The organism is Streptomyces sp. NPDC058880, from assembly GCF_042742535.1.
In the GTDB taxonomy this organism is placed as follows: Bacteria; Actinomycetota; Actinomycetes; order Streptomycetales; family Streptomycetaceae; genus Streptomyces.
In genome coordinates, this window is the sequence record NZ_JBHYMC010000062.1 from 1 (window position 1) to 22145 (window position 22145).

Annotated in this window: 7 protein-coding genes; 1 reads left to right on the top strand and 6 read right to left on the bottom strand. The window is 74.5% G+C overall.

Annotated elements, in window-relative coordinates; genetic code table 11:
• Positions 1-31: 31 nt before the first annotated feature.
• Positions 32-1315: a phosphatase PAP2 family protein gene (locus tag ACFW2G_RS27020; RefSeq protein WP_384583921.1), complete on the bottom strand. Its 1284-nt coding sequence runs from the start codon at positions 1313-1315 to the stop codon at positions 32-34.
• Positions 1316-1543: 228 nt separating this feature from the next.
• The gene (locus ACFW2G_RS27025) at positions 1544-2587 is read right to left on the bottom strand and encodes a hypothetical protein (RefSeq protein ID WP_384453750.1); all 1044 of its coding nucleotides are present in this window, start codon (positions 2585-2587) and stop codon (positions 1544-1546) included.
• Positions 2588-2928: 341 nt separating this feature from the next.
• Here ACFW2G_RS27025 and ACFW2G_RS27030 point away from each other — a divergent pair, with 341 nt between their 5' ends.
• Complete coding sequence (locus tag ACFW2G_RS27030; RefSeq protein ID WP_384583918.1) at positions 2929-6024, top strand: BTAD domain-containing putative transcriptional regulator; 3096 nt, start codon at positions 2929-2931, stop codon at positions 6022-6024.
• 37 nt (positions 6025-6061) lie between these two features.
• On the opposite strand, the gene ACFW2G_RS27035 is transcribed toward ACFW2G_RS27030, so the two are convergent.
• From ACFW2G_RS27035 to ACFW2G_RS27050, 4 genes are all read right to left on the bottom strand, one after another.
• Positions 6062-6280, bottom strand: a complete 219-nt coding sequence (locus ACFW2G_RS27035; RefSeq protein WP_384583915.1) for a hypothetical protein — start codon at positions 6278-6280, stop codon at positions 6062-6064.
• Positions 6281-6483: 203 nt separating this feature from the next.
• Positions 6484-7296, bottom strand: coding sequence for a dimethylargininase (ddaH, locus tag ACFW2G_RS27040; protein ID WP_384453744.1), 813 nt, complete (start codon positions 7294-7296; stop codon positions 6484-6486).
• A gap of 63 nt (positions 7297-7359) precedes the next feature.
• A complete protein-coding gene (locus ACFW2G_RS27045) occupies positions 7360-8655 on the bottom strand; it encodes an MFS transporter (RefSeq protein WP_384453741.1) in 1296 nt (431 codons plus the stop codon).
• A gap of 6 nt (positions 8656-8661) precedes the next feature.
• Positions 8662-22140, bottom strand: a complete 13479-nt coding sequence (locus ACFW2G_RS27050) for an amino acid adenylation domain-containing protein (RefSeq protein ID WP_384583912.1) — start codon at positions 22138-22140, stop codon at positions 8662-8664.
• Between the last annotated feature and the right edge of the window lie 5 nt (positions 22141-22145).

Consider the following 22145-nt stretch of genomic DNA (forward strand, 5'->3'; position numbering starts at 1 on the left):
CCCCGCAGGAGCGGGGCGCGGCTCGGCGCTCTCAGACCAGTTCGGGCTGCGATTCGCGGCGCTGCTGCGGCATGTGCACCTCCGCGGCCGGACGGTCCCACCGCCCGGTGGTGCGGACGTAGGCGTAGATCACCGAGACCATGGCCAGGACGACCAGCGGGCCGGAGACCCACGGGTGCGCCGCCATCTCCGTCGACAGGAAGCGGTAGGACAGCAGGAGCCCGGCGAAGACCGCGGCGCCGTGGGCCACCAGCCGGACGCCCCTGCGGTCCCGGCCGTGGTCGAGGGTGCGCAGCCCGGCATCGATCGTGAGGGTGAACACGACACCGGCGACGATGTCCGCGCCGTAGTGGTAGCCGAATCCCAGCGTTGCGCCGAGCGTCGCGATCAGCCAGAACGTTCCCGCCCAGCGGAGCGCCCGCGGGGCCTTGCGGGAGTGGATGAAGATCGCCGTGGCCCAGGCCGTGTGCAGGCTGGGCATGCAGTTGCGCGGGGTGAACTCGTCGAACGGAATCGGCTGCGGGACGGTGATCGGCGGCGGAGTGTTGGGCCAGAGTTCCGCCAGCGCCCACGGGCCGCCGTCGGCACCGTACGCGAAGATCGGCCCGACCACCGGGAAGACCATGTAGATTCCCGGTCCGAGCAGCCCGATGGCGAGGAAGGTGCGCACCAGGTGGTGGCGCGGGAAGCGGCGCTCGACCGCCACGTTGCGCAGCTGGTAGAGCGCGACGACGACCGCCATCACCGCCAGCTGGATGTAGACGAATTCGAGGACGCGGAAGCCGACGACGCCGGTGGCCTCGACGATCCGGCCCGCCACCCAGGACGGGTTGCCCAGTGCCTGGTCGGCGGTCGCCACGTACGGGTCGAGCACGCTCGGACGGGTCTTCGAGGTGATCAGCAGCCAGGTGTAGCCCGTCTTGCGGCCGGTGACCAGCAGCAGGGCCAGGCCGACGCCCTGCAGCAGCAGCGTCCGTTCACGGCCGGTGCGTCGCGTGAGCGCGACGACGGCACAGGCCAGGGTGACCAGGAGGGCGCCGTTGCCGTACATCATCTCGGCGTCGACCGCCCGGCGCACGAGCCAGAAGACGAGGTCGATGCCGACCGCGGCCCCGATCGCGATCCACCGCTGCCGCCAGGTGAGCACCACCAGCATCAGGGCCATGCCTGCGTAGAGCACCGTCCCCGACTTCGGGGCGAACAGCACCTCCCGCGCCTGGTCGGCGATCGGCCCCCGCACGCCGTAGTGGCGTGCGGCGATCTCCAGTGCGACGAGGAATGCGAGGGCCACCGCACCCACCGCGCCCCACAGCACGACATGTGGCCGCCGCCGTGCGGCGGACTCGGCTCCGCCTTTTCGCGAAATCGTTTGCTTTTCCGCAGATATCAATTTTTCAGCCGATGTTCACATGTCAACCTGATCATTGTTCGCTCGAACATGCTAGCGGAACGGGTGGATCTGTTCGGAATAGTAAGGAAGGCCACAGGTGGGAATCCCGGAGGGTGCGGGCGCGCGCCATGCGGAATACAGAATTCCCCACCCTCAGCAGAGCGTGTCCCAGGAGTGGAGGGCATCCAGGGCGGCGCTGCGGGTGGCCGGCTCGGCCACGGCTCCGGCGGCCGGCGTGAGCAGGTAGTCCGCGACGGGGGTGAGCAGGAGGGAGGTGCCGGGGCTGGGGGTGAGGAGTCGGGCCTCGGCCCAGGAGTGCCGGATGACGGTGCGCCGGAGCAGCGCGCCGTGCCGGGTCCGGGCCGGTCGGGAGCCGGCGGGGTCCTCGCTGCGGCGCCGGTGCTCGGCGGCCAGCGCGGGGACGAGCGCGGCACGGACCGTGGCGAGCGGGCCCAGCGGTAGGTGCTCGGCGGCGCGGTCGAGGAGGTCCGCGGCCTCGGGCGCCAGGCGGTAGGCGGCAAGGACGGCGGCGGTCTCGGCCGCCTCGAACGGCCGGCCGGCAAGGACCGCGACGTCGAAAAGCGTGAGGGGGTCGGGCGGCAGCGCGGGCCCGCCGAGGCGGGACTCGGCCAGGGCGATGAGGCACTCCACGTGCGCGTCGGCGACCAGGTACGGCCGTACGGGCACCGCGTCGCCGTCGCCCGGCAGCGCGGCGGTGGACAGGTGCACCCGGTACCAGGGATCGACGAGGGGGTCCTCGGCCGGCCAGTGGACCGTGACGGCGGTGTGGTGGGGGCGCTCGCCGAGCAGGGAGACGCCGATGTGCTCCACCGGGTGGTCGGTGACCAGGCGGACGACCGCCTGCCAGAGCGCGGCCTCGTCGGGGGCGACCAGGTCGAGGGTGTCCAGCGGGCGCAGGAGACCGGCCGGGTAGTACCCGGCGAGCGGGAGGCCCCGGATGGCGCGCACCCCCGTGGAGCAGGCGAGGCCCTCGGCCAGCCGGACGTAGTGGTCGGCCCGGTCGCGGGCCCGGCCCAGCTCTGCACGGGCCGGCCCGCCCATCCGGACCCCCTCGCGGTCCAGGGCGGAGAGCACCAGGTGGGGAAGGTGACGGCCGGCTCGGGCACGGTGCAGCAGTTCCGCCGGCCCGGCCTCGGGATCGGCGCCGAGCAATCTGTACAGCAATGGGGTGTTCACGGACGTCCGCCTCCGAATGTAGGGTCGGGCCCGGCGCCACCGGCGGCCTAGGGGGGCGGGCGCGGTGCCCGGACGGTCTCCGGCGTGCCCGCGGCACGGTGCGATTCTGTATCGCAAGGTTCAACGCCTGATCACCACAGGCTCAACGGACTCTCGACACCGTGGGCGACGCTGTGGTTAATAGGTGACACAAATCGAGACATGGGCGCCGAGCGGGGGCGGGCACCGTGTTCTGGGGCTGGGGGCAGGACTTGGGCGATCTGCGTTTCTCATTACTCGGTCTGTTGCGGGCTCACCGGGGCGGTACCGCACTCAAGACAGGCAGTCCGCAGCAGCAGGCGATGCTGGCCGTCCTCCTGTTGCGGCCTGGGCACTCGGCCAGCGCCACCGAGCTCATCTCGGCGCTGTGGGGCGAGGAACCGCCGGGCGCGGCGATGACCACCGTGCGCACCTACGCGTGGCGGTGGCGCAAGGTGCTGGACGCCGGGGCCGGTGACGGCGCGGGGGACACGGCCGGGAACGACCGGCCCGCGTCGAGCGTGCTGGTGTCGATGGGGGACGGCTACCGGCTGGTGCTGCCGAAGCTCGCGGTCGACGCCGCGGAGGCGGAGTCGCTGGCCGCCGAGGCGGAGCGCACCGCGCGGACCGATCCACTGCGCGCCCGGGACCTGCTCAACCGGGCGCTGGAACTGTGGCAGGGCGAGCCGTTGGCCGGCGTACCGGGCCCGTTCGCGGAACGGCACCGGCAGCGGCTGGAGGAACTGCGGCTGACGTTGCTGGAGGAGCGCATCGGGCTGGACCTGACGCTCGGCCGCTATGCACGCTGCATCCCCGAGCTGACCGCCCTGACCACGGAGCACCCGCTGCACGAGCGGGCGTACGAGCTGCTGATGCGGGCGCTGTACCAGGCCGGACGGCAGGCCGACGCGCTGGCGGTGTACCGCGGGGTGCGGCAGCTCTTCCTCGCGGAACTGGGCGTCGCACCGGGCTCGGAGCTGGAGCACCTGCACCGCAGGATCCTGGAGGGCGATCCGTCGCTGGCCGCCCCGGATCCGGTCGCGGCGGCCCCCGGGGAACAGCTCGGGCGATCGCCGGAGCCGGCCCGGGAGAGCGCCGGCGCCGAAGACGGCGCCGGGCACGGGTCCGGTCCCCGGGCGGCCGCACCGGACCGGCACGAGGAGAAGAAGGCCCAGGAGGCTGCGCCCAGACCGGCGCCCGCCCCTCCGAGACCGGCCCAGCTCCCGCCGGACGCCGCCGACTTCACCGGGCGCACCGCGCCGGTCCGGGTGCTGGACGAGGCACTCGGCACGCCCTCGGCACAGGCACTGGTGATCGCCACCGTCGTCGGGATGGGCGGCGTCGGCAAGACGGCGCTGGCCCTGCACGTGGCGCACCGCGTCCGTGCGTCCTATCCGGACGGCCAGCTCTACGTCGACCTGCGCGGCTCCGATCCGGTGCCCGCCGACCCCGAAGCGGTGCTCAGCGGCTTCCTCGTGGCACTCGGGGTGCCCGGCGACGCGGTGCCCGACGGGCTGGACGCCCGCTCGGCGCTGTTCCGGTCCGTCGTGGACGGGCGGCGGCTGCTGGTGGTGCTCGACAATGCCAAGGACACCGCGCAGATCCGCCCGCTCCTGCCGGGCGCGGTCGGCTGCGCGGTCCTCACCACCGGGCGGACCCGGCCGGCCGGGCTACCCGCCACCGTCCACGTCGACCTGGACGTGTTCCACCCGTCCGAGGCCCTGGACCTGCTCGGCCGCACCATCGGGGCGGACCGGCTCGCCGCCGAACGCGACGCGGCGCTGGAGTTGGTGGTGGCCTGCGGACACCTGCCGCTGGCGGTCCGGATCGTGGCCGCGCGGCTCGCGGCCCGCCCCGGGTGGACGGTGGAGACGCTCAGCCGCCGGCTCCAGGTGGAACGGCGGCGGATCGACGAGCTGCGGATCGGCGACCTCGCGGTGGCCGCCGCCTTCGAACTGGGCTACCGGCAGCTCACCGCCGAGCAGGCCCGGGCGTTCCGGCTCGTCGCGTCCGTCGACGGGCCGGACATCGGGCTGCCGGCCGCCGCCGCTCTCCTCGATCTCGACGAGTACGACGCCGAGGACCTGCTGGAGGCTCTGGTGGACGTGGCGATGGTGGAGTCGCCGTTCCCCGGGCGCTACCGCTACCACGACCTGCTGCGCGCCTTCGCCCGGCGGCGCCCGGTTCCGGAGGCGGACCCCCCTGCCGCGGCGGGCGGTGCGATGGACTGCGGGGAGGCGGTTGCGGCCCGCGACCGGTTGTTGGACCACCTGCTGGCCACGGCCTGCACCGCTTTCCAGCACGCGGTTCCCGGTGATCCGGCGGCGGGCGCGCTGGGACCGGCAAGGTCGCCGGGGGTGCCGCTGAGCGGGTGGGACGCGGCCCGGGAGTGGACGGGGGCGGAGCGTGCAGGTGCGGTGGCGCTGGCGGCCCAGGTCGCAGCCGACGCGGGACCGGCGGACGGCACGGCGGGCACGGCCCCGGACGGCTTCCGCACGTCAGCGCTGCGCGCCGCGATCGACCTGCTGATCGCGCTCACCCCGTTCGTGCTCACCCCACCAAGTCGGCAACTCGCCGCCACCGCCGACGCGCTGGCCGAGGCGGCGACGCGGCACGGCGACGTACGGGCCGCCGGACGTGCGCACTTCCTGCGCGGGAACGTCGCCCTGGCGGCGACCCGGCTGGACGCCGCCGAGGCGGCCGCGCGCCGGGCGGTGGACGCGGCACGGACCGCCGGCGACACCGTGATCCTCCGCCAGGCGCTCAACGACCTCGGACTGATCTGCCAGTTCCTCAGCCGCTACGACGAGGCGGTCGACCACTACGACGAGGCGCTGCTGCTGGCCAACGAACTCGGCCACCGCTCCGGCGCCCTGGTGACGACCGTGAACGCCGCGCTGGCGCGGGTGCGCAGCGGGCGGGCGGACGAGGCAGTGGAGATCTGTCACGAGGTGCTCGCCGAGCTGCGGACCCGGCAGGACGATCCGGGGCGTGCGTACACCCTGTACGTGCTGGGCCTGGCGCTGCACGGGCTCGGGCGGCACGAGGAGGCGGTGACCTGGTTCCGGGAGTGCCTGGCGGTGGCGACGGGAGCGGGGCTGCGGGACCGGGCCGCGCACGCGCGCTACCGGCTGGCGGACAGTCTGCGCTCGCTCGGCCGGGCCGACGAGGCACTCGACCACGCCGGGCGGGCGCTGCTGCTCTGCGAGGAGCTGGGGGCGGAGCGGGACCAGGCCCAGGCGCTGGTGGTGCTGGGCCGCTCGCTGGCGGACCTGGGGCGCGGGGCGGAGGCCGGGCGGCGGTTGCGGCAGGCGTACGAGATCTTCTGCCGGCTGGGTCTTCCGGAGGCGGCCGAGGTGGCCTGCCTGCTGGAGGAGTCGGCGCCGGCCCTGGCCGAACCCTGTGGGCTGGAGGCCTAGGAGGCCCCCGGTCGGGCGGGGCCGCCGGTGGCCGGGGTCAGGAGCCGGTGCTGTTCCAGTCCTTGTCGTCGGACGGGGAGGGGGAGGGCGCCGGGGCCTGCTGGGTGCTGACGGTGCCGCCGCCCTGCCCGCTGCCGCTGGTGTCGTCGGCCATCGCCGCGCCGGACGCGCCCAGGGCGATCAGGGTGCCGAGGCCGAGGCCCGCGACGGCCAGGCAGACCCAGGTGGCAACGTGGTTGTTCGCGCGGTTCGCCATGACTGCTCCCTGGGGGACGTCTTCCCTGGTGGGAAGGTGGTTTCCGGTTCTTCCCGGCGTGTTCCGGGCTGATGGGACGAGCATGGCAAGGCGCGTTCAACAGCCGATCGACGCAGGAGCACCGTGCGTCGATCGGCTTCGTTGACCGGTGCGCCGGGCGGAGCGTCGCACGGAGGCCGGTCGGGCCCCGGTCAGGCCCCCGGTCAGGCCGCCGCGCGGATCTGCAGGGTGCAGCACTTCACGCTGCCGCCGCCCTTGAACAGCTCGGAGAGGTCCACCCCGATCGGCCGGAAGCCCCGCTCGCGCAGCCGGGCCGCGACGCCGGTCGCGGCCGCCGGCAGCACCACGTTGAGGCCGTCGCTCATCAGGTTGAGGCCGAACACCGCCGCGTCCGCCTCCTCCACGAGCACCGCATCCGGGAAGAGCCGGCGCAGCACCTCCCGGCTGCCCGCCGAGAACGCGCCCGGGTAGTAGACGACTTCGTCGTCGTCGAGCACCGCGAGCGCGGTGTCGAGGTGGTAGAAGCGCGGGTCGACGAGGTCCAGGCCGACCACCGGGCGGCCGAGGAACTCCTGCGCCTCCGCATGCCCCGCGCTGTCGCTGCGGAAGCCGCGCCCGGCGAGCAGGTGGCCTCCGGTCAGCAGCAGGTCGCCCTCCCCCTCGTTGACGTGCACCGGGTCGTGGGTGGCGAATCCGTTCGCCCGGAACCACTCCAGGTACGCGGGGCCCTCGGCGGCCCGCTCGGCGTTGCGGAAGCGGGCCCCGAGGACGCGGCCGTCGACGACGGTGGCGCCGTTGGCCGCGTAGACCATGTCGGGAAGGCCGGGCAGCGGGGCGATCAGATCGACGCGGTGGCCGAGTTCGACGTACAGCCCGTACAGCCGCTCCCACTGGGCGACGGCCAGGCCGGTGTCGACGGGCTTGGTCGGGTCCATCCACGGATTGATCGCGTAGCTGACCTCGAAGTGGGTCGGACGGCACATCAGGAAGCGGCGCGGGCGGGCTGTGCGGGTCATGGGGGCTCCGGGAGGGTACGCGCGGGGTGCGGGGCAGGGAGGTGCGGGCGGGAGCGGTGCCGGTCAGGCCCGCTCGGGACGCTCGGGGAAGCTGCGCAGGCCACGGAGCGGGCCGGCCAGTAGGACCAGGCCGGCCGAGAGCAGCACGCCAGCCATGATCCAGAGGGTGGTGCGGGCGCCGAGCAGCTCGCCCAGCCAGCCCCCGAGCAGGGCGCCCACCGGGATGGCGCTGAAGTTGACGGTGGAGGCGCTGGCCCGGATCCGGCCGATCATCGCGGGCGGGCAGTAGGCCTGGTAGAAGCTGCCGGCGATCACGTTTCCGGCGATCACCCCGCACACCGCGACCGACCAGGCCAGGGCGCTCACGGCCAGTGGCAACCGCTCCCCCGCCATCGGCAGCAGGAGGATGAACGGCGCTCCGACCAGCTCGCAGAGCAGCAGACCCCGGGCCGTCCCGAAGCGGCGGGCGATCCGTCCGGCGAGCGCAGCACCGGCCAGGCCGCCGACGGAGACCACGGCGAAGACGGCGCCCACGCCGCCGGGCGTCACGCCCACGCTCCGGACCAGGAAGACGGTCTGCACGGCCTGGATGCCGTTGAGGCCGAGGTTGCCGACCGCCGCGAAGCTCGCCAGGCTGCGCAGGTAGGGGTCGTGCACCAGGAAGCGGACGCCCTCTTTGATCTCGCGGAGGATGCCCCGCCGTTCGGAGACCGGCGGGGGCTTCTCCTCCGCCGTGATGGAGCCCACGCAGACCGCCGCCACCAAGTAGGTGAGCGCGTCGGCGAGCAGTCCGGTGACGGCGCCGAACGCCTGGGAGATCAGGCCGGCCAGGCCGGGGCCGGCGATTTCCGCCGCCGCGTCCCCGGAGCGCAGCTTGACGTTGGCCTCCAGCAGGTCGGGCTTGGCGACCAACAGCGGCAGCACGGCGCTGTTCGCGGTGGACAGGAAGACCTTGACCGCGCCGGCCAGGGTTGCCACCACCACCAGCTGGGCCATGGTCAGCATGCCCAGCCAGCCCGCCACCGGCACGCTGCCGAACAGCACGAACAGCAGCAGGTCGCATACCAGCATGACCTTCAATCGGGGCCAGCGGTCCACCCAGGCGCCGGCCAGCAGTCCAAGGAAGAGCCACGGCAGCCAGGCGGAGGCGGTCAGCAGGCCGACCATGAACGGCGAGGCCTCCAGCGTGACGACGGCCACCAGGGCGAGCGCGACGTTGCCGACGGCGGTGCCGAGGCCGCTGGTCGTCTCACCGATCCAGAGCTTGCGGAAATTGCTCTGCGCCCAGAGGCCCCAGCGGCTCTTCCGCGGCGCGTCCCCCTCGGGGGGAGACGGCGGTTTCACGGAGGCGGTGGTCATGGCGGGTCACTCTCCCAGCTTCTCGGCGAGCACGGCGGCGATCCGTGCGACGGGCTCCGGCTGCGTCATCGCGCCGTGCGTGCAGGTGATGCGGTGCTGCTCGACGCGGCCGTCGACGTACGGGTGCCAGGCCTCGCCGTAGGGCCAGTCGGCGGGCTTGTCCAGGGTGGCGCCGAAGAAGACGGCGTCCCCTCGGTAGCGGCCGGGCACGTGCTCGGCCATCAGCTTGGCGTTCTGCTCGAAGACGTCGGGCAGGACGGCTGCCGCCTCGCCGAGCAGGGCGGTGAGCTCTGCCTGGCCGCGGCCGTCGGCCGGGTCGTGGCCGAGGGAGGCGAGCAGCGCGGCGAGGGTGTCGACCGGGCCGTCGGAGGACGGATCGCCGTCGGCGGCTCGGCGGGCGGGGTCGGCGGGCAGGCCGTCGAGGAGCGCGAGCAGGGCGACCTCCTGGCCCGCCGCCTGGAGGGCGACGGCCATGGCCTGGGCGACGACCGCGCCGAAGGACCAGCCGAGCAGGTGGTACGGCCCCTCCGGCTGGACGGCCCGGATCTGCCGCACGTAGTCCTCGGCGATCTCGGTGACGGAGGACGGGGAGCCGCCGCGCAGACCCCGCGCCTGAAGGCCGTGTACGGGCCGGTCCGGGTCGAGGTGGCGCAGCAGTCCTGAGTAGACCCAGCTGATGCCGGCGGCGGGGTGGACGCAGAACAGCGGGGCGGTGGTGCCGCCCGCGCGCAGCGGCAGCAGGACGTCGAGGGCGCTGCCGGAGCCGGAGGCGCCGTCGGCGGACGGGGCAGGGGTGCCCGCCGGGTCCGTCGGGCCCGGGTGCCGGTCCAGGCGCCGGGCCAGGGCCGCCGCGGTGGGGGCTTCGAACAGCGCCCGCATTCCGGGGTCGGCGCCGAGTGCGGTGCGGATCCGGCCGAGCAGCTTCATCGCGAGGAGGGAGTGGCCGCCGAGATCGAAGAACCCGTCGTCGATGGAGACCGGGCCCGGCAGGCCCAGGATCTCGGCGAAGAGGCCGCAGAGCAGTTCCTCGTGCGGGGTCCTGGGCGCCCGTCCGGTGGGGGTGGCGGGGAAGTCGGGGGCGGGCAGGGCCTGCCGGTCGACCTTGCCGCTCGCGGTCAGGGGCAGCGCGTCGAGCGGGACGAAGGCGGCCGGGATCATGTGACCGGGCAGCGACTCCGCGGCGAAGGAACGCAGTTCGGCCCGGTCGAGGGGGCCGTCCGGCACCACGTGGGCGACCAGCCGGGGGCCGGCGGCGCCGTCGTGGTGGACGGTCACCGTGGCGGCGAGGATCCGCGGGTGGCGGGTGAGCGCGTGCTCGATCTCGCCGGGTTCGATGCGGAAGCCGCGGATCTTGACCTGGTGGTCGGTGCGGCCGAGGTATTCGAGGTCTCCGTCGCGGGTGCGGCGCACCAGGTCGCCGGTGCGGTACATCCGCTCCCCCGGCGTGGACGGGTCGGCGACGAACCGTTCGGCGGTGAGCGCCGGGCGTCCGAGGTATCCGCGGGCGAGGCCGGTGCCGGCCAGGTACAGCTCGCCGGGAATCCCGGGCGGTACCGGGTTCAGGTGCTCGTCGAGGACGTGCGCGCGGGTGCCGAGGACGCTGCGACCGAGGGCCGGGCGAGAAGAGGCCGCGAACGGCTGGGTGAGCGCGTCGACGGTGGACTCGGTGGGGCCGTAGAGGTTGTGGGCGGTGGTGGCGGGCGCCTCGCGCAGACGGGTCCACAGGTGCGGGCCGACGGCTTCGCCGCCGAGCAGGACCACGCGCGGGGCGGGTGCGTCCAGCAGGCCCTCGTCCAGGAGCTGTTCGGCGTAGGAGGGGGTCACCTCGATGACATCGACGGACTCCGCCCGGAGGTGGCGGACCAGGGCGGCGGCGTCGCGACGCAGGTCCTCGCCGATCAGGTGCAGTTCATGGCCGGCGATCAGCCAGAGCAGGCCGTCCCAGGAGGCGTCGAAGCAGAGGGAGGCGGTGAGTGCGACGCGGGTGCGGCCGTGCTCGCGCTCGGTGGCGCCGATCGGGCCGGTCGCGCAGCGGTGCGAGGCGAGGAGGGCGGCGATCGCACCGTGGCTGACCACGACGCCCTTGGGGCGGCCGGTGGAACCGGAGGTGTAGATCACGTAGGCGGCGTCGGCGGCGGCCGCGCGGGGCTGCGGGTTCTCCGTGGCGGGGTGGTCGTTCCCGTCCTGCGGGACGGCGGCCAGGACGGGCAGGCCGGCGAGCAGTCCGGGCAGCGGCCAGCCGTCGGCGGTCACGGCCAGTGCGGGTGCGGCGTCGGCGAGCATGGCGGCGGTCCGGTCGGCCGGGTACGCGGCGTCCAGGGGGAGCGAGGCCGCTCCGGTCTTGAGTACGGCGAGCAGCGCGATCACGGTCTCCGCCGAGCGCGGCAGGGCCAGGGCGACGACCGTCTCCGGGCCGGCGCCCGCCGCCGCGAGGCGGTGGGCGAGGTGGTTGGCGCGGGCGTTCAGCTCGGCCCAGGTGAGCCGGGTGTCGCCGGCGACCAGGGCGGTCTCGTCCGGGGTGCGGGCCGCCTGGGCCTCGAAGGCGGCGGGCAGCAGCGGTACCACCGGCGGCAGCTTCGCTCCGGTCGGGGCGAGTGCGGCGCGTTCTTCGGCGGAGAGCAGGTCGGCCCCGCCGATGGGCAGGTCGGGCCGGGCCGCGACCGCTGTCAGTAGCCGGCCGAAGCGGACGGCGAGGGACGCTGCGGTCTCCCGGTCGAACAGGTCGGTGGCGAAGTCGATCGCGCACTCCAGCCCGGCGGGCGCGCCGTCGGCGCCGAAGGACTCGCCCACGGCGATGGAGAGGTCGAATTTGGCCGCGCAGCCGCCGACCGGCTCCACGGTGGCCGGCAGGCCGGCCAGGTCGAGCGTCCCGTCGCCGGGGCCGCCGGCCCCGCCCGTGCCCTGGAGCAGCAGCATGACCTGGAAGAGCGGGTGGCGGGCGAGGGAGCGGGCCGGGTTGAGTTCCTCCACGAGACGCTCGAAGGGCACGTCCTGGTGGGCGTGGGCGTCGAGCTGGGTCTCCCGGACGCGGCCGAGGAGCTCGGTGAAGGTCGGATCGCCGGAGGTGTCGGTGCGCAGGACCAGGGTGTTGACGAAGAAGCCGACCAGGTCGTCCAGCGCCTCATCCGAACGCCCGGCCACCACCGAGCCGATCGGCACGTCGGTACCGGCCCCGAGCCGGGTCAGCAGCGCCGCCAGAGCGGCCTGCAGGGTCATGAACATCGTGACGCGGTGCTCCCGGGCCAGCCCGGCCAACGCCCGGTGCAGCTCCGCGCCGAGCGGCAGGACCACGCGGTCGCCGCGGTGGCTGCTGTCGGCGCGCCGTGGCCGGTCGACGGGGAGCGCCAGCTCCTCGGGGAGCCCTGCCAGGGCATCGCGCCAGTGGGCGAGTTGGCGGGAGGCCAGGCTGTCGGGGTCGTCCTCGTCGCCGAGCAGCTCGCGCTGCCAGAGCGCGTAGTCCGCGTACTGCACCGGCAGCGGCTGCCAGCCGGGCGCCGAGCCGTCACGCCGGGCGGCGTAGGCGTCGGCCAGGTCGCGCAGCAGCGGGCCCATCGACCAGCCGTCGCCCGCGATGTGGTGGAGGACGAGGACGAAGAGGTGCTCCTCGGCGGTGAGGGGGAACAGGTGTGCCCGGACAGGGAGTTCGGCGGAGAGGTCGAAGGGGGTGGCGGAGCACTCGGCCACGGCTGCCGCCGGGTCGGCGGGCGGCGCGGTGCGACGGTCGAACGGAATCCGGGCCGCCGCGGGCGGGAGGATCCGCTGGCGGGGTTCGCCGTCCCGCTCGGCGATCAGTGTGCGCAGGATCTCGTGCCGGGCGACGAGGTCGCCGAGGGCGAGTTCGAGCGCGTCCGGGTCGAGCGGACCGGTGAGCCGCAGGGCGAGCGGGAGGTTGTAGAGGGCGCTGGGGCCCTCCATCCGGTCGATCAGCCAGAGCCGCTGCTGGGCGAAGGAGAGCGGCAGGTCGTCCGGACGCTCGCCGGCCGTCAGGGCGAGTCGGGCCGTGCCGCCGTCCAGCCGCTGGGCGAGGCCGGCGACCGTCGGCGCCTCGAAGACGTCCCGGACGCCGATCTCCGCCGCGAACACCGTGCGGACTCGGCTGACCAGTTGCATGGCGAGCAGCGAGTGCCCGCCGAGGACGAAGAAGTCGTCGTCGATCGAGACCTGCCCGGTCGCGCCGAGGACGTCGCCGAACAGGCCGCAGAGGAGTTCCTCGCGCGCCGTACGGGCGGTCCGGCCGCCCGTGAAAAGCTGGAAGTCGGGGGCGGGCAGGGCGCGCCGGTCGACCTTGCCGCTGCCGGTCAGCGGCAGCGCGTCGAGGGTGACGACCGCTGCCGGAACCATGTGGGCAGGTAGCACCTGTGCGGTGAACCGCCTGACTTCGAGGGCGAGTTCGGGGCTGGGTGCGGTGACCGCGCAGTGGGCGACCAGGCGGCGGTCACCGTCGGCGCTCTCGTGCGCGGTGACCACGGCCTGGCGGACGGCCGGGTGCCGGGTCAGTTCCTCCTCGATCTCGCCGGGTTCGATGCGGAAGCCGCGGATCTTGACCTGGTGGTCGGTGCGGCCGAGGTATTCGAGGTCTCCGTCGCGGGTGCGGCGCACCAGGTCGCCCGTGCGGTACATCCGCTCCCCCGGCGCGGACGGGTCGGCGACGAACCGCTCCGCCGTCAGCGCGGGCCGGCCCAGGTAGCCGCGGGCCAGGCTGTCCCCGGCCAGGTACAGCTCGCCGGGAACGCCGGCGGGGACGGGGTTCAGGTACTCGTCGAGGACGTGTGCGCGGGTTCCGAGGACCGCGTGTCCCATGGTGGGGCGCTCCGAGTCGGCGTACGACTGGAGCAGGGTGTCGACGGTGCACTCGGTGGGTCCGTAGAGGTTGTGGCCGGTGGTGGCCGGGGCCTCGCGCAGACGGGTCCACAGGGCCTGGCCGATGGGTTCGCCGCCGAGCAGGACCACGCGCGGGGCGGGTGCATCCAGCAGGCCTTCGGCGATGAGCTGTTCGGCGTAGGTGGGGGTGAACTGGACGGCGTCGAGGCCCTCGGTGCGGAGGTGACGGACCAGCGCGGCGGGGTCTCGGCGCAGGTCCTCGCCGATCAGGTGCAGTTCGTGGCCGGCGACCATCCACAGCAGGCTGTTCCAGGAGGCGTCGAAGCAGAGCGAGGCCGTCAATGCGGTGCGCAGCCGGCCGTGGGTCCGCTCGGGCTCGGCGAAGGTCTCCGCCCGGTGGGCGGCCAGCAGTCCGGCGATCGCACCGTGGCTGACCACGACGCCCTTGGGGCGGCCGGTGGAACCGGAGGTGTAGATCACGTAGGCGGCGTTGGCCGGCGTGACGCGCAGGGGCGGTGCCTCGTCGGGCCGGTCGGCCCAGTGCTGTTCGCCCGCATCCAGGACCGTGGCTCCGGCGAGGCCGTCCAGCGCCTCGGGCAGCGGCCAGGCAGCATTCGTGAGGACGGCCGCGGGGCGGGCGTCGGCCAGCATGTGGGCGGTGCGCTCCAGCGGGTACCCGGCATCCAGCGGGAGGAACGCCGCGCCGGCCTTGAGCACGGCGAGCTGGGCGACCACCGTCTGCGCCGAGCGGGGCAGGGCGAGCGCGACCACGTCCTCCGGACCGATCCCGGCGGCGGCCAGGCCGTGGGCGAGGCGGTTCGCGCGGGCATCCAGCTCGGCGTAGGTCAGCCGGGTCCCCTCGAAGACGAGGGCCGTCAGGTCCGGTGTGGCCGCCACCTGGGCGGCGAAGGCGGCCGGCACGAGGGGCTGGTCGGCGGGGAGCGGGCGACAGCCGCCGAGGAGTGCGGCGCGTTCGCCCTCGGTCAGCAGGTCCACCCGGCCGATCCGCAGGTCCGGCCGGGCCGCCATCGCGGTCAGCAGCCGTCCGAAGCGGTCCGCGATCGACTGCGCGGTCTCCCGGTCGAAGAGGTCGGTGGCGAAGTCGATCGCGCAGTCCAGTCCGGCGGGCTCGCCGTCCGGTCCGAAGAACTCCTCCAGCGTGACGTTGAGGTCGAACTTGGCGACCCCGGTGTCCGCGGGGAGCGCCTCGGTGCGCAGGCCGGCCAGTTCCGGCTCGCCGCCGGTGTTGGACTGGAGGACCATCGCCACCTGGAAGAGCGGGTGGCGGGCGAGGGAGCGGGAAGGGTTGAGTTCCTCCACGAGACGCTCGAAGGGCACGTCCTGGTGGGCGTAGGCGGCGAGTCCGGTCTCCCGGACGCGGCCGAGGAGCTCGGTGAAGGTCGGATCGCCGGAGGTGTCGGTGCGCAGGACCAGGGTGTTGACGAAGAAGCCGACCAGGTCGTCCAGCGCCTCATCCGAACGCCCGGCCACCACCGAGCCGATCGGCACGTCGGTACCGGCCCCGAGCCGGGTCAGCAGCGCCGCCAGAGCGGCCTGGAAGGTCATGAACATCGTGACGCGGTGCTCCCGGGCCAGCCCGGCCAACGCCCGGTGCAGCTCCGCGCCGAGCGGCAGGGCGATCCGGTCGCCCCGGTGGTCGGCGCGGGCTCCGCGCGGCCGGTCGACGGGAAGGGTGAGCTCCTCGGGCAGGTCGGCGAGGTGCGCGCGCCAGTGGGCGAGTTGGCGGAAGGCCAGGCTGTCGGGGTCGTCCTCGTCGCCGAGCAGCTCGCGCTGCCAGAGCGCGTAGTCCGCGTACTGCACCGGCAGCGGCTGCCAGCCGGGCGCCGAGCCGTCACGCCGGGCGGCGTAGGCGTCGGCCAGGTCGCGCAGCAGCGGGCCCATCGACCAGCCGTCGCCGACGATGTGGTGGAGGGCGACGACCAGGACGTGTTCTTCCGGGCCGACCCCCAGCAGGGTGACGCGCACGGGCGGTTCGGCGGCCAGGTCGAAGGGGCGGCGGGCGGCCCGGTCCACCTCTGCGTCCACCGACTCCGGTGCGCAGTCGCGCCGTTCGACGGGGAGGGCCCCGGTGGCCGGGGGGAGGACGATCTGGTGGGGTTCGCCGTCGTGCTCGGCGATCAGTGTGCGCAGGATCTCGTGCCGGGCGACGAGGTCGCCGAGGGCGAGTCCGAGCGCGTCCGCGTCGAGCGGACCGGCGAGCCGCAGGGCGAACGGCATGTTGTACAGCGCGCTCGGCCCCTCCATCCGGTCGATCAGCCAGAGCCGCTGCTGGGCGAAGGAGAGCGGCAGACGTTCGGGGCGCTCGCCCGCGGTCAGGGCGAGTCGGGCCGTGCCGCCGTCCAGCCGCTGGGCGAGGCCGGCGACCGTCGGCGCCTCGAAGACGTCCCGGATGCCGAGTTCGGCGCCGAGGACCGCGCGGACGCGGCTAAGCAGTCTGGTGGCAAGCAGTGAGTGGCCGCCGAGGGCGAAGAAGTCGTCGTCGGCGGAGACCGGTCCGGTGAGGCCGAGGACGTCGCCGAACAGGCCGCAGAGGATCTCCTCGCGCGCCGTACGGGCGGAGCGGCCGCCGGCGGCCGCCGCGAAGTCCGGGGCGGGCAGCGCGGACCGGTCGAGCTTGCCGTTGACGTTGAGCGGGAGCGTGTCGAGCGCCACGAAGGCGGCCGGGACCATGTGGCCCGGCAGGGCGGCCGCCGCGTGGGCGCGCAGCACGGCCGCGTCCAGCGGGGTGCGGGTCACGACGTAGGCGACCAGCCGGGTCCCCGCGGCGGCGTCCGTGGCGTCCTGGTGGGGCAGGACCGCGGCCTGCAGGACGTCGGGGTGGGCGGCGAGCACGGTCTCGATCTCGCCGGGCTCGATGCGGAAGCCGCGGACCTTGACCTGATGGTCGGTGCGGCCCAGGTACTCGACGCTGCCGTCCGGACGGCGCCGGGCGAGGTCGCCGGTGCGGTACATCCGCTCCCCCGGTGCGCACGGGTCGGCGACGAACCGCTCCGCGGTGAGCGCGGGCCGGCCCAGGTAGCCGCGGGCCAGGCCGGCGCCGCTCAGGTAGAGCTCGCCGGGGACGCCGGGCGGGACGGGCCACAGTCCGGCGTCCAGGACGTGTGCGCGGAGGTTGGGCAGCGGACGGCCGATGAGCGGGCGCGGGTCGCCTGCCAGCCGGTGGTGGAGGGCGTCGACGGTGCACTCGGTGGGGCCGTACATGTTGAGCACGATGGTGTCCGCGGCGGCGGTGAGGGTGGCGGAGAGCCTGTGGCCGAGGGCTTCGCCGCCGACCATCAGCAGGGCCGGCGGGCAGCGGTCGAGCAGTCCCTCCTCGACCAGGCGCTCGGCCTGGCCGGGGGTGACGTCGAGGACGTCGGTGCCGGTAAGTTCGGCGTGGCGGACGATGGCGGCGGCGTCACGACGCAGGTCGTCGTCGAGCAGGTGGAGTTCGTGCCCGGCGACCATCCACAGCAGGGCCTCCAGCGCGGTGTCGAAGGAGAGCGAGGCGGCCTGGCCGAAGCGGAACCTGCGCGCCGGGTGGGCCCGCAGGGCGGCGGCGATGGTCTCGTCACGGTGGAAGGCGAACAGGTTGGCGAAACCGCCGTGACGGACCACGACGCCCTTGGGGCGGCCGGTGGAACCGGAGGTGTAGATCACGTAGGCGGCGTTGGCCGGCGTGACGCGCAGGGGCGGTGCGTCATCGGGCCGGTCGGCCCAGTGCTGTTCGCCCGCATCCAGGACCGTGGCTCCGGCGAGGCCGTCGAGGACCTCGGGCAGCGGCCAGGCGGCATCCGTGAGGACGGCCGCGGGCCGGGCGTCGGCCAGCATGTAGGCGATCCGCTCTGCCGGGTAGTCGGCATCCAGCGGGAGGAAGGCCGCGCCGGCCTTGAGCACGGCCAGTACGGCGACCAGGGAGTCGGCGGAGCGGGGCAGCGCGAGGGCGACCACGTCCTCCGGGCCGGCGCCGGCGGCGGCCAGGCCGTGGGCGAGGCGGTTCGCGCGGGCGTCCAGCTCGGCGTAGGTCAGCCGGGTCTCACCGAAGACGAGGGCTGTCTCGTCCGGAGTCGCGGTGGCCTGGGCGGCGAACGCCTCGGGGACGAGGATGTCGGCGGTGCCCGGCCGGGCGGTGTCGTGCCACGCGGCCAGCGCGCTGCGGCCGGCCTCGCCCAGGACGTCCAGTTCCGCGACGGGGCGGTGCGGGTCCTCGGCGGCCTGGGCGAGCAGCCGCAGCAGGGCGTCGGCGAGGCGTTCGGCGGTGGCCCGGTCGAACAGGTCGGTGGCGAACTCCAGGCCGCCCTCGACACCGCCGGGGCTGCCGTCGGGGCGGTGGCGTTCGGAGAGGTTGAGCGTGAGGTCGAAGGCGGTCGTGGGCAGGCCGAGCGGCTCGTACGCAGTGCGGGTGCCCGGGAACTCGGGTCCGCCGCCGGCGGTGTTGTCGAAGGCGATCATCACCTGGAAGAGGGGGTGCCGGGCCAGGGTGCGGGCCGGGTTGAGCTCCTCGACGAGCCGTTCGAACGGCACGTCCTGGTGCGCGTAGGCAGCCAGGTCGGCCTCCCGGACCCGGGCGAGCAGCTCGGCGAAGGTGGGCCGGCCGGTGAGGTCGGTGCGCAGCACCAGGGTGTTGGCGAAGAAGCCGATCAGGTCGTCGAGGGCCGGGTCGAGGCGGCCGGCCAGCGGCGTGCCGATCGGTAGGTCCTCGCCGGCGCCGAAGCGGTGCAGCAGGGTGGCGTAGGCGGCCTGGAGGACCATGAAGAGGGTGGCCCCGTGGGCTGTGGCGAGGTCGGCCAGGCGTGCGTGCAGGTCCGCGTCGAGTTCCAGCGGGACGACGTCACCGCGGTGGCTCGGGAGGGCCGGGCGGGGGCGGTCGAGCGGAAGCGGCAGTTCGTCCGGCAGTCCGGCGAGCGCCTGCCGCCAGTGGTCGAGCTGGCGGGAGAGCGCGGACTGCGGGTCGGTGTCGGCGCCGAGCAGCCGGTACTGCCACAGGGTGTAGTCGGCGTACTGGACCGGCAGCGGCTCCCACGCGGGCGGCTGGCCGCCGAGCCGGGCGGTGTAGGCGTCGGCGAGGTCGCGGAAGAGGGGTCTCAGGGACCATCCGTCGCTGGCGATGTGGTGCATCACAAGGAGCAGTACGTGCTCGTCGGGAGCCTCGGGCCGCAGGTAGGCGTGCAGCGGGACGTCGGCGGCGAGGTCGAAGGTGTGGCCGGTGAGCTCCTGTACCGGGCGGTCGGTGACGGTGAGCAGCGGGGCCGGCGGGGCGGGCAGGATCCGCTGGTGGGGGACGCCGTCGTGTTCGCCGAAGACGGTGCGGAGGCTCTCGTGGCGGGCGACGACGTCGTGGAGGGCGCCGTCGAGGGCGCCGGTGTCGAGCGGTCCGCTGAGGCGGAGCGCGAGGGTGACGTTGTAGGTGGCGGCGGGACCTTCGGCCTGCCCCAGGAACCACAGCCGGCGCTGGGCGAAGGAGACGGGCAGGTGCTCGGGCCGAGGTGCGGCGCACAGCGCGGGCCGGTCCGGGTCGGCGGCGAGCCGGTCGGCGAGGGCGGCGACGGTGGGGGCCTGGAAGAGGTCGCCGATGGCGAGTTCGGCGCCCAGTTCGGTGCGGGCCCGGCCGACCAGGCGGGTTGCCAGCAGGGAGTGGCCGCCGAGTTCGAAGAAGTCGTCGTCGATGGTGATGTCGTCGATGCCGAGGATGTCGCCGAAGAGCGTGCACAGGGCGCGTTCGCGCTCGTCGCGGGGGGCGCGGCCGGCGGTGTCGGCTCCGAGTCGGGGGGCGGGCAGGGCACGCCGGTCGACCTTGCCGTTGGCGTTGAGCGGCAGGGCGGGCAGGACGACGACCGCCGAGGGGACCATGTAGCCGGGCAGCACGGTGGCGGCGAACTGCTTGATTTCGGCGGCCAGTTCGTGCTGCCCGTCGAGTGCGGCGGCGGTCACCGCGCAGTAGCCGACGAGCCGGGTGTCGCCGGGGCGGTCCTCCCGGGGGACCACGATGACCTGGCGGACGGCGGGGTGGCGGGAGAGCACGGCCTCGATCTCGCCCGGCTCGATGCGGAAGCCGCGCAGCTTGACCTGGCCGTCGATCCGGCCGAGGAACTCGATCGCGCCGTCGGCGCGGCGGCGCACCAGGTCGCCGGTGCGGTACATCCGCTCGCCCGGTGCGTACGGGTCGGCCACGAAGCGTTCGGCGGTCAGCGCGGGCCTGCGCCAGTAGCCGCGGGCGAGACCCGCGCCGGCGACGTACAGCTCTCCGGGGACGCCGGGCGGGACGGGCTGGAGCCGGGCGTCGAGGACGTGGGCGCGCATGTTGTCGAGCGGGGCGCCGATCGGCGGCCGGGGTCCGGTCAGGTCGGCGGGGCCGAGGGGGTGGTGGGTGGCGAAGGTGGTGGCTTCGGTCGGGCCGTAGACGTGGGCGAGCAGCAGGTCGGGGCAGTGGTCGAGGACGCGCTGCATGAGGGTGCCGGAGGCGGCCTCGCCGCCGGTGCAGACGGTCCGCAGGGCGCGGAAGGTTTCGGGGGCCTGCTCGGCAACGAGGTCGAAGAGGGCCTTGGTGAGGAAGGCGGCGGTGACGCCGTGACGGGTGGCGACGGCGTGCAGGGTGTCTGCGTCCAGATTGCCGGGCGGCGCGACGACCACGGTGCCGCCGGACAGCAGCGGCGTCCACAGTTCGTAGGTGGCGGCGTCGAAGGCGTGCGGGGAGTGCAGCAGGACCCGCCGGTGCCGGCCGTCCTGCCAGCGACGGTCGGCGGCGAGGTCGACGACGTCGCGGTGGCGCACGGCGACGCCCTTGGGGGTGCCGGTGGAGCCGGAGGTGAACATCACGTAGGCGAGCCGGTCGGGGTGGACGCGGACGCCGGGCGCATGGGCCGGGGCGGAGGCCTCGTCCCCGGGGCGGACCACGACGGCCTCGTGCGGGAAGCCGGGGTCGGCGCGGTCGGTGAGCAGGACCGGGGCGGCGGTGTCGGCCAGGAGGGCGGCCATCCGCTCCGGTGGCAGGCTCGCGTGCATGGGGACGTAGACGCCGCCGGCCTTGAGCACGGCCAGGGTGGCGACGACCAGGTCGACCGAGCGTTCCATCAGCAGGGCGACCGGGGACTCCGGGCCGACGCCGCAGGCGGCCAGGTGCTGGGCGAGCCGGTTGGCACGGTGGTCGAGCTCGGCGTAGGAGACGGTGCCGCCGTCGTGGGCGAGCGCGACCGCGTCGGGGGTACGGGCGGCCTGGGCCTCGAACAGTTCCGGCAGCGATCCGGTCGGGACGGGCGAGGCGGTGGAGTTCCACTCGTCGCGCAGCCGGGCCCGCTCCTCGGGGGTGAGGATGTCGAGGGTGCCGATCGGCGCCTCGGGGTCGGCGGCAGCGGCGGCCAGCAGTCGGCCGAGGCGTTCGAACAGGAGGGTGACGGTGGTGCGGTCGTAGAGGTCGGTGGCGTATTCGGCCGAGCCGGTGAGGCCGGCGGGGGCGCCGTCGGCGGTGTGCCGCTCGGTGATGCCGATGTTGAGGTCGAACTTGGCGACGCGCAGGCCGAGTTCCTCGGGCTGCGTCCGTAGGCCGGGGAGGCCGGCGAGTTCGCCCTCCTCGTGGTTCTGGAGCACGAGGAGGGTCTGGAAGAGCGGGTGGCGGCCGAGGGCTCGGGCCGGGTTCACCTCCTCGACCAGACGCTCGAACGGCACGTCCTGGTGGGCGAAGGCGTCGAGCTGGGACTCCCGGGTCCGGCGCAGGAGTTCGACGAAGGACGGGTCCGCGGAGGTGTCGGTACGCAGAACGAGGGTGTTGACGAAGAAGCCGACCAAGTCGTTCAGGGCCTCGTCGGAGCGGCCGGCGACACCGGTGCCGAGCGGGATGTCCGTACCGGCGCCGAGCCGGGTGAACAGTGCGGCGAGTCCGGCTTGGAGGACGGAGAAGAGGGTGGCGCGGTGCCGGATGGCCAGGTCCGCCAGTGCGGCGTGCAGTTCGGGGCCGTAGCCGAACGGCACGGCGTCGGCCGCTCCGGTCGGGGCCGGCGGCCGGGGGCGGTCCGTCGGCAGCTCCAGCTCCTCCGGGAGGCCGGCCAGGACGCCTCTCCAGTGGTCGAGCTGGCGGCTCATCATGCTGCCGGGGTCGCTTTCGTCGCCGAGCAGTTCGCGCTGCCAGAGCGTGTAGTCGGCGTACTGGATCGCCAGCGGCTCCCAGTCGGGGGCGGCGCCGCCGAGGCGGGCGGCGTAGGCGTCCGCGAGGTCGCGCAGCAGCGGGCCGAGGGACCAGCCGTCGCCGGCGATGTGGTGGAGGACGACGAGCAGCACGTGCTCGGCGGGCGGCTCGTCCGCGCCGGGCCGAGCCGGGGCGAGCGAGAAGACCGTGACCCGGATGGGCAGTTCGGTACTCAGATCGAAGGTGCGGGCGGCTGCCCGGTCCCGCAGGGCGGGGTAGTCGCCGGGTGCGCAGTGCACCGTCTCGAAGGCGATCGGTGCCTGTGCGGACGGCAGGACGTGCTGCACCGGAACTCCCCCGGCCGCCGGAAACACCGTGCGCAGGGCCTCGTGGCGGGCGACCACGTCACCCGTCGCGGCGCGCAGCGCCTCGGTGTCGAGCGTGCCGCGCAGGCGGACCGCGAACGGCAGGTTGTAGAGCGCGGTCGGCCCTTCGATCTGGTCGATCAGCCAGAGACGCTGTTGTGCGTACGAAACCGGGATCACGGTGC

What these genes read in the sequence shown, in the direction of transcription:
- ACFW2G_RS27030 (WP_384583918.1), top strand. Translation starts at nt 2,929, where the DNA reads ATGCTGGCCGTCCTCCTGTTGCGGCCTGGGCACTCGGCCAGCGCCACC.
- ACFW2G_RS27035 (WP_384583915.1), bottom strand. Translation starts at nt 6,280, where the DNA reads ATGGCGAACCGCGCGAACAACCACGTTGCCACCTGGGTCTGCCTGGCC.
- ddaH (WP_384453744.1), bottom strand. Translation starts at nt 7,296, where the DNA reads ATGACCCGCACAGCCCGCCCGCGCCGCTTCCTGATGTGCCGTCCGACC.
- ACFW2G_RS27045 (WP_384453741.1), bottom strand. Translation starts at nt 8,655, where the DNA reads ATGACCACCGCCTCCGTGAAACCGCCGTCTCCCCCCGAGGGGGACGCG.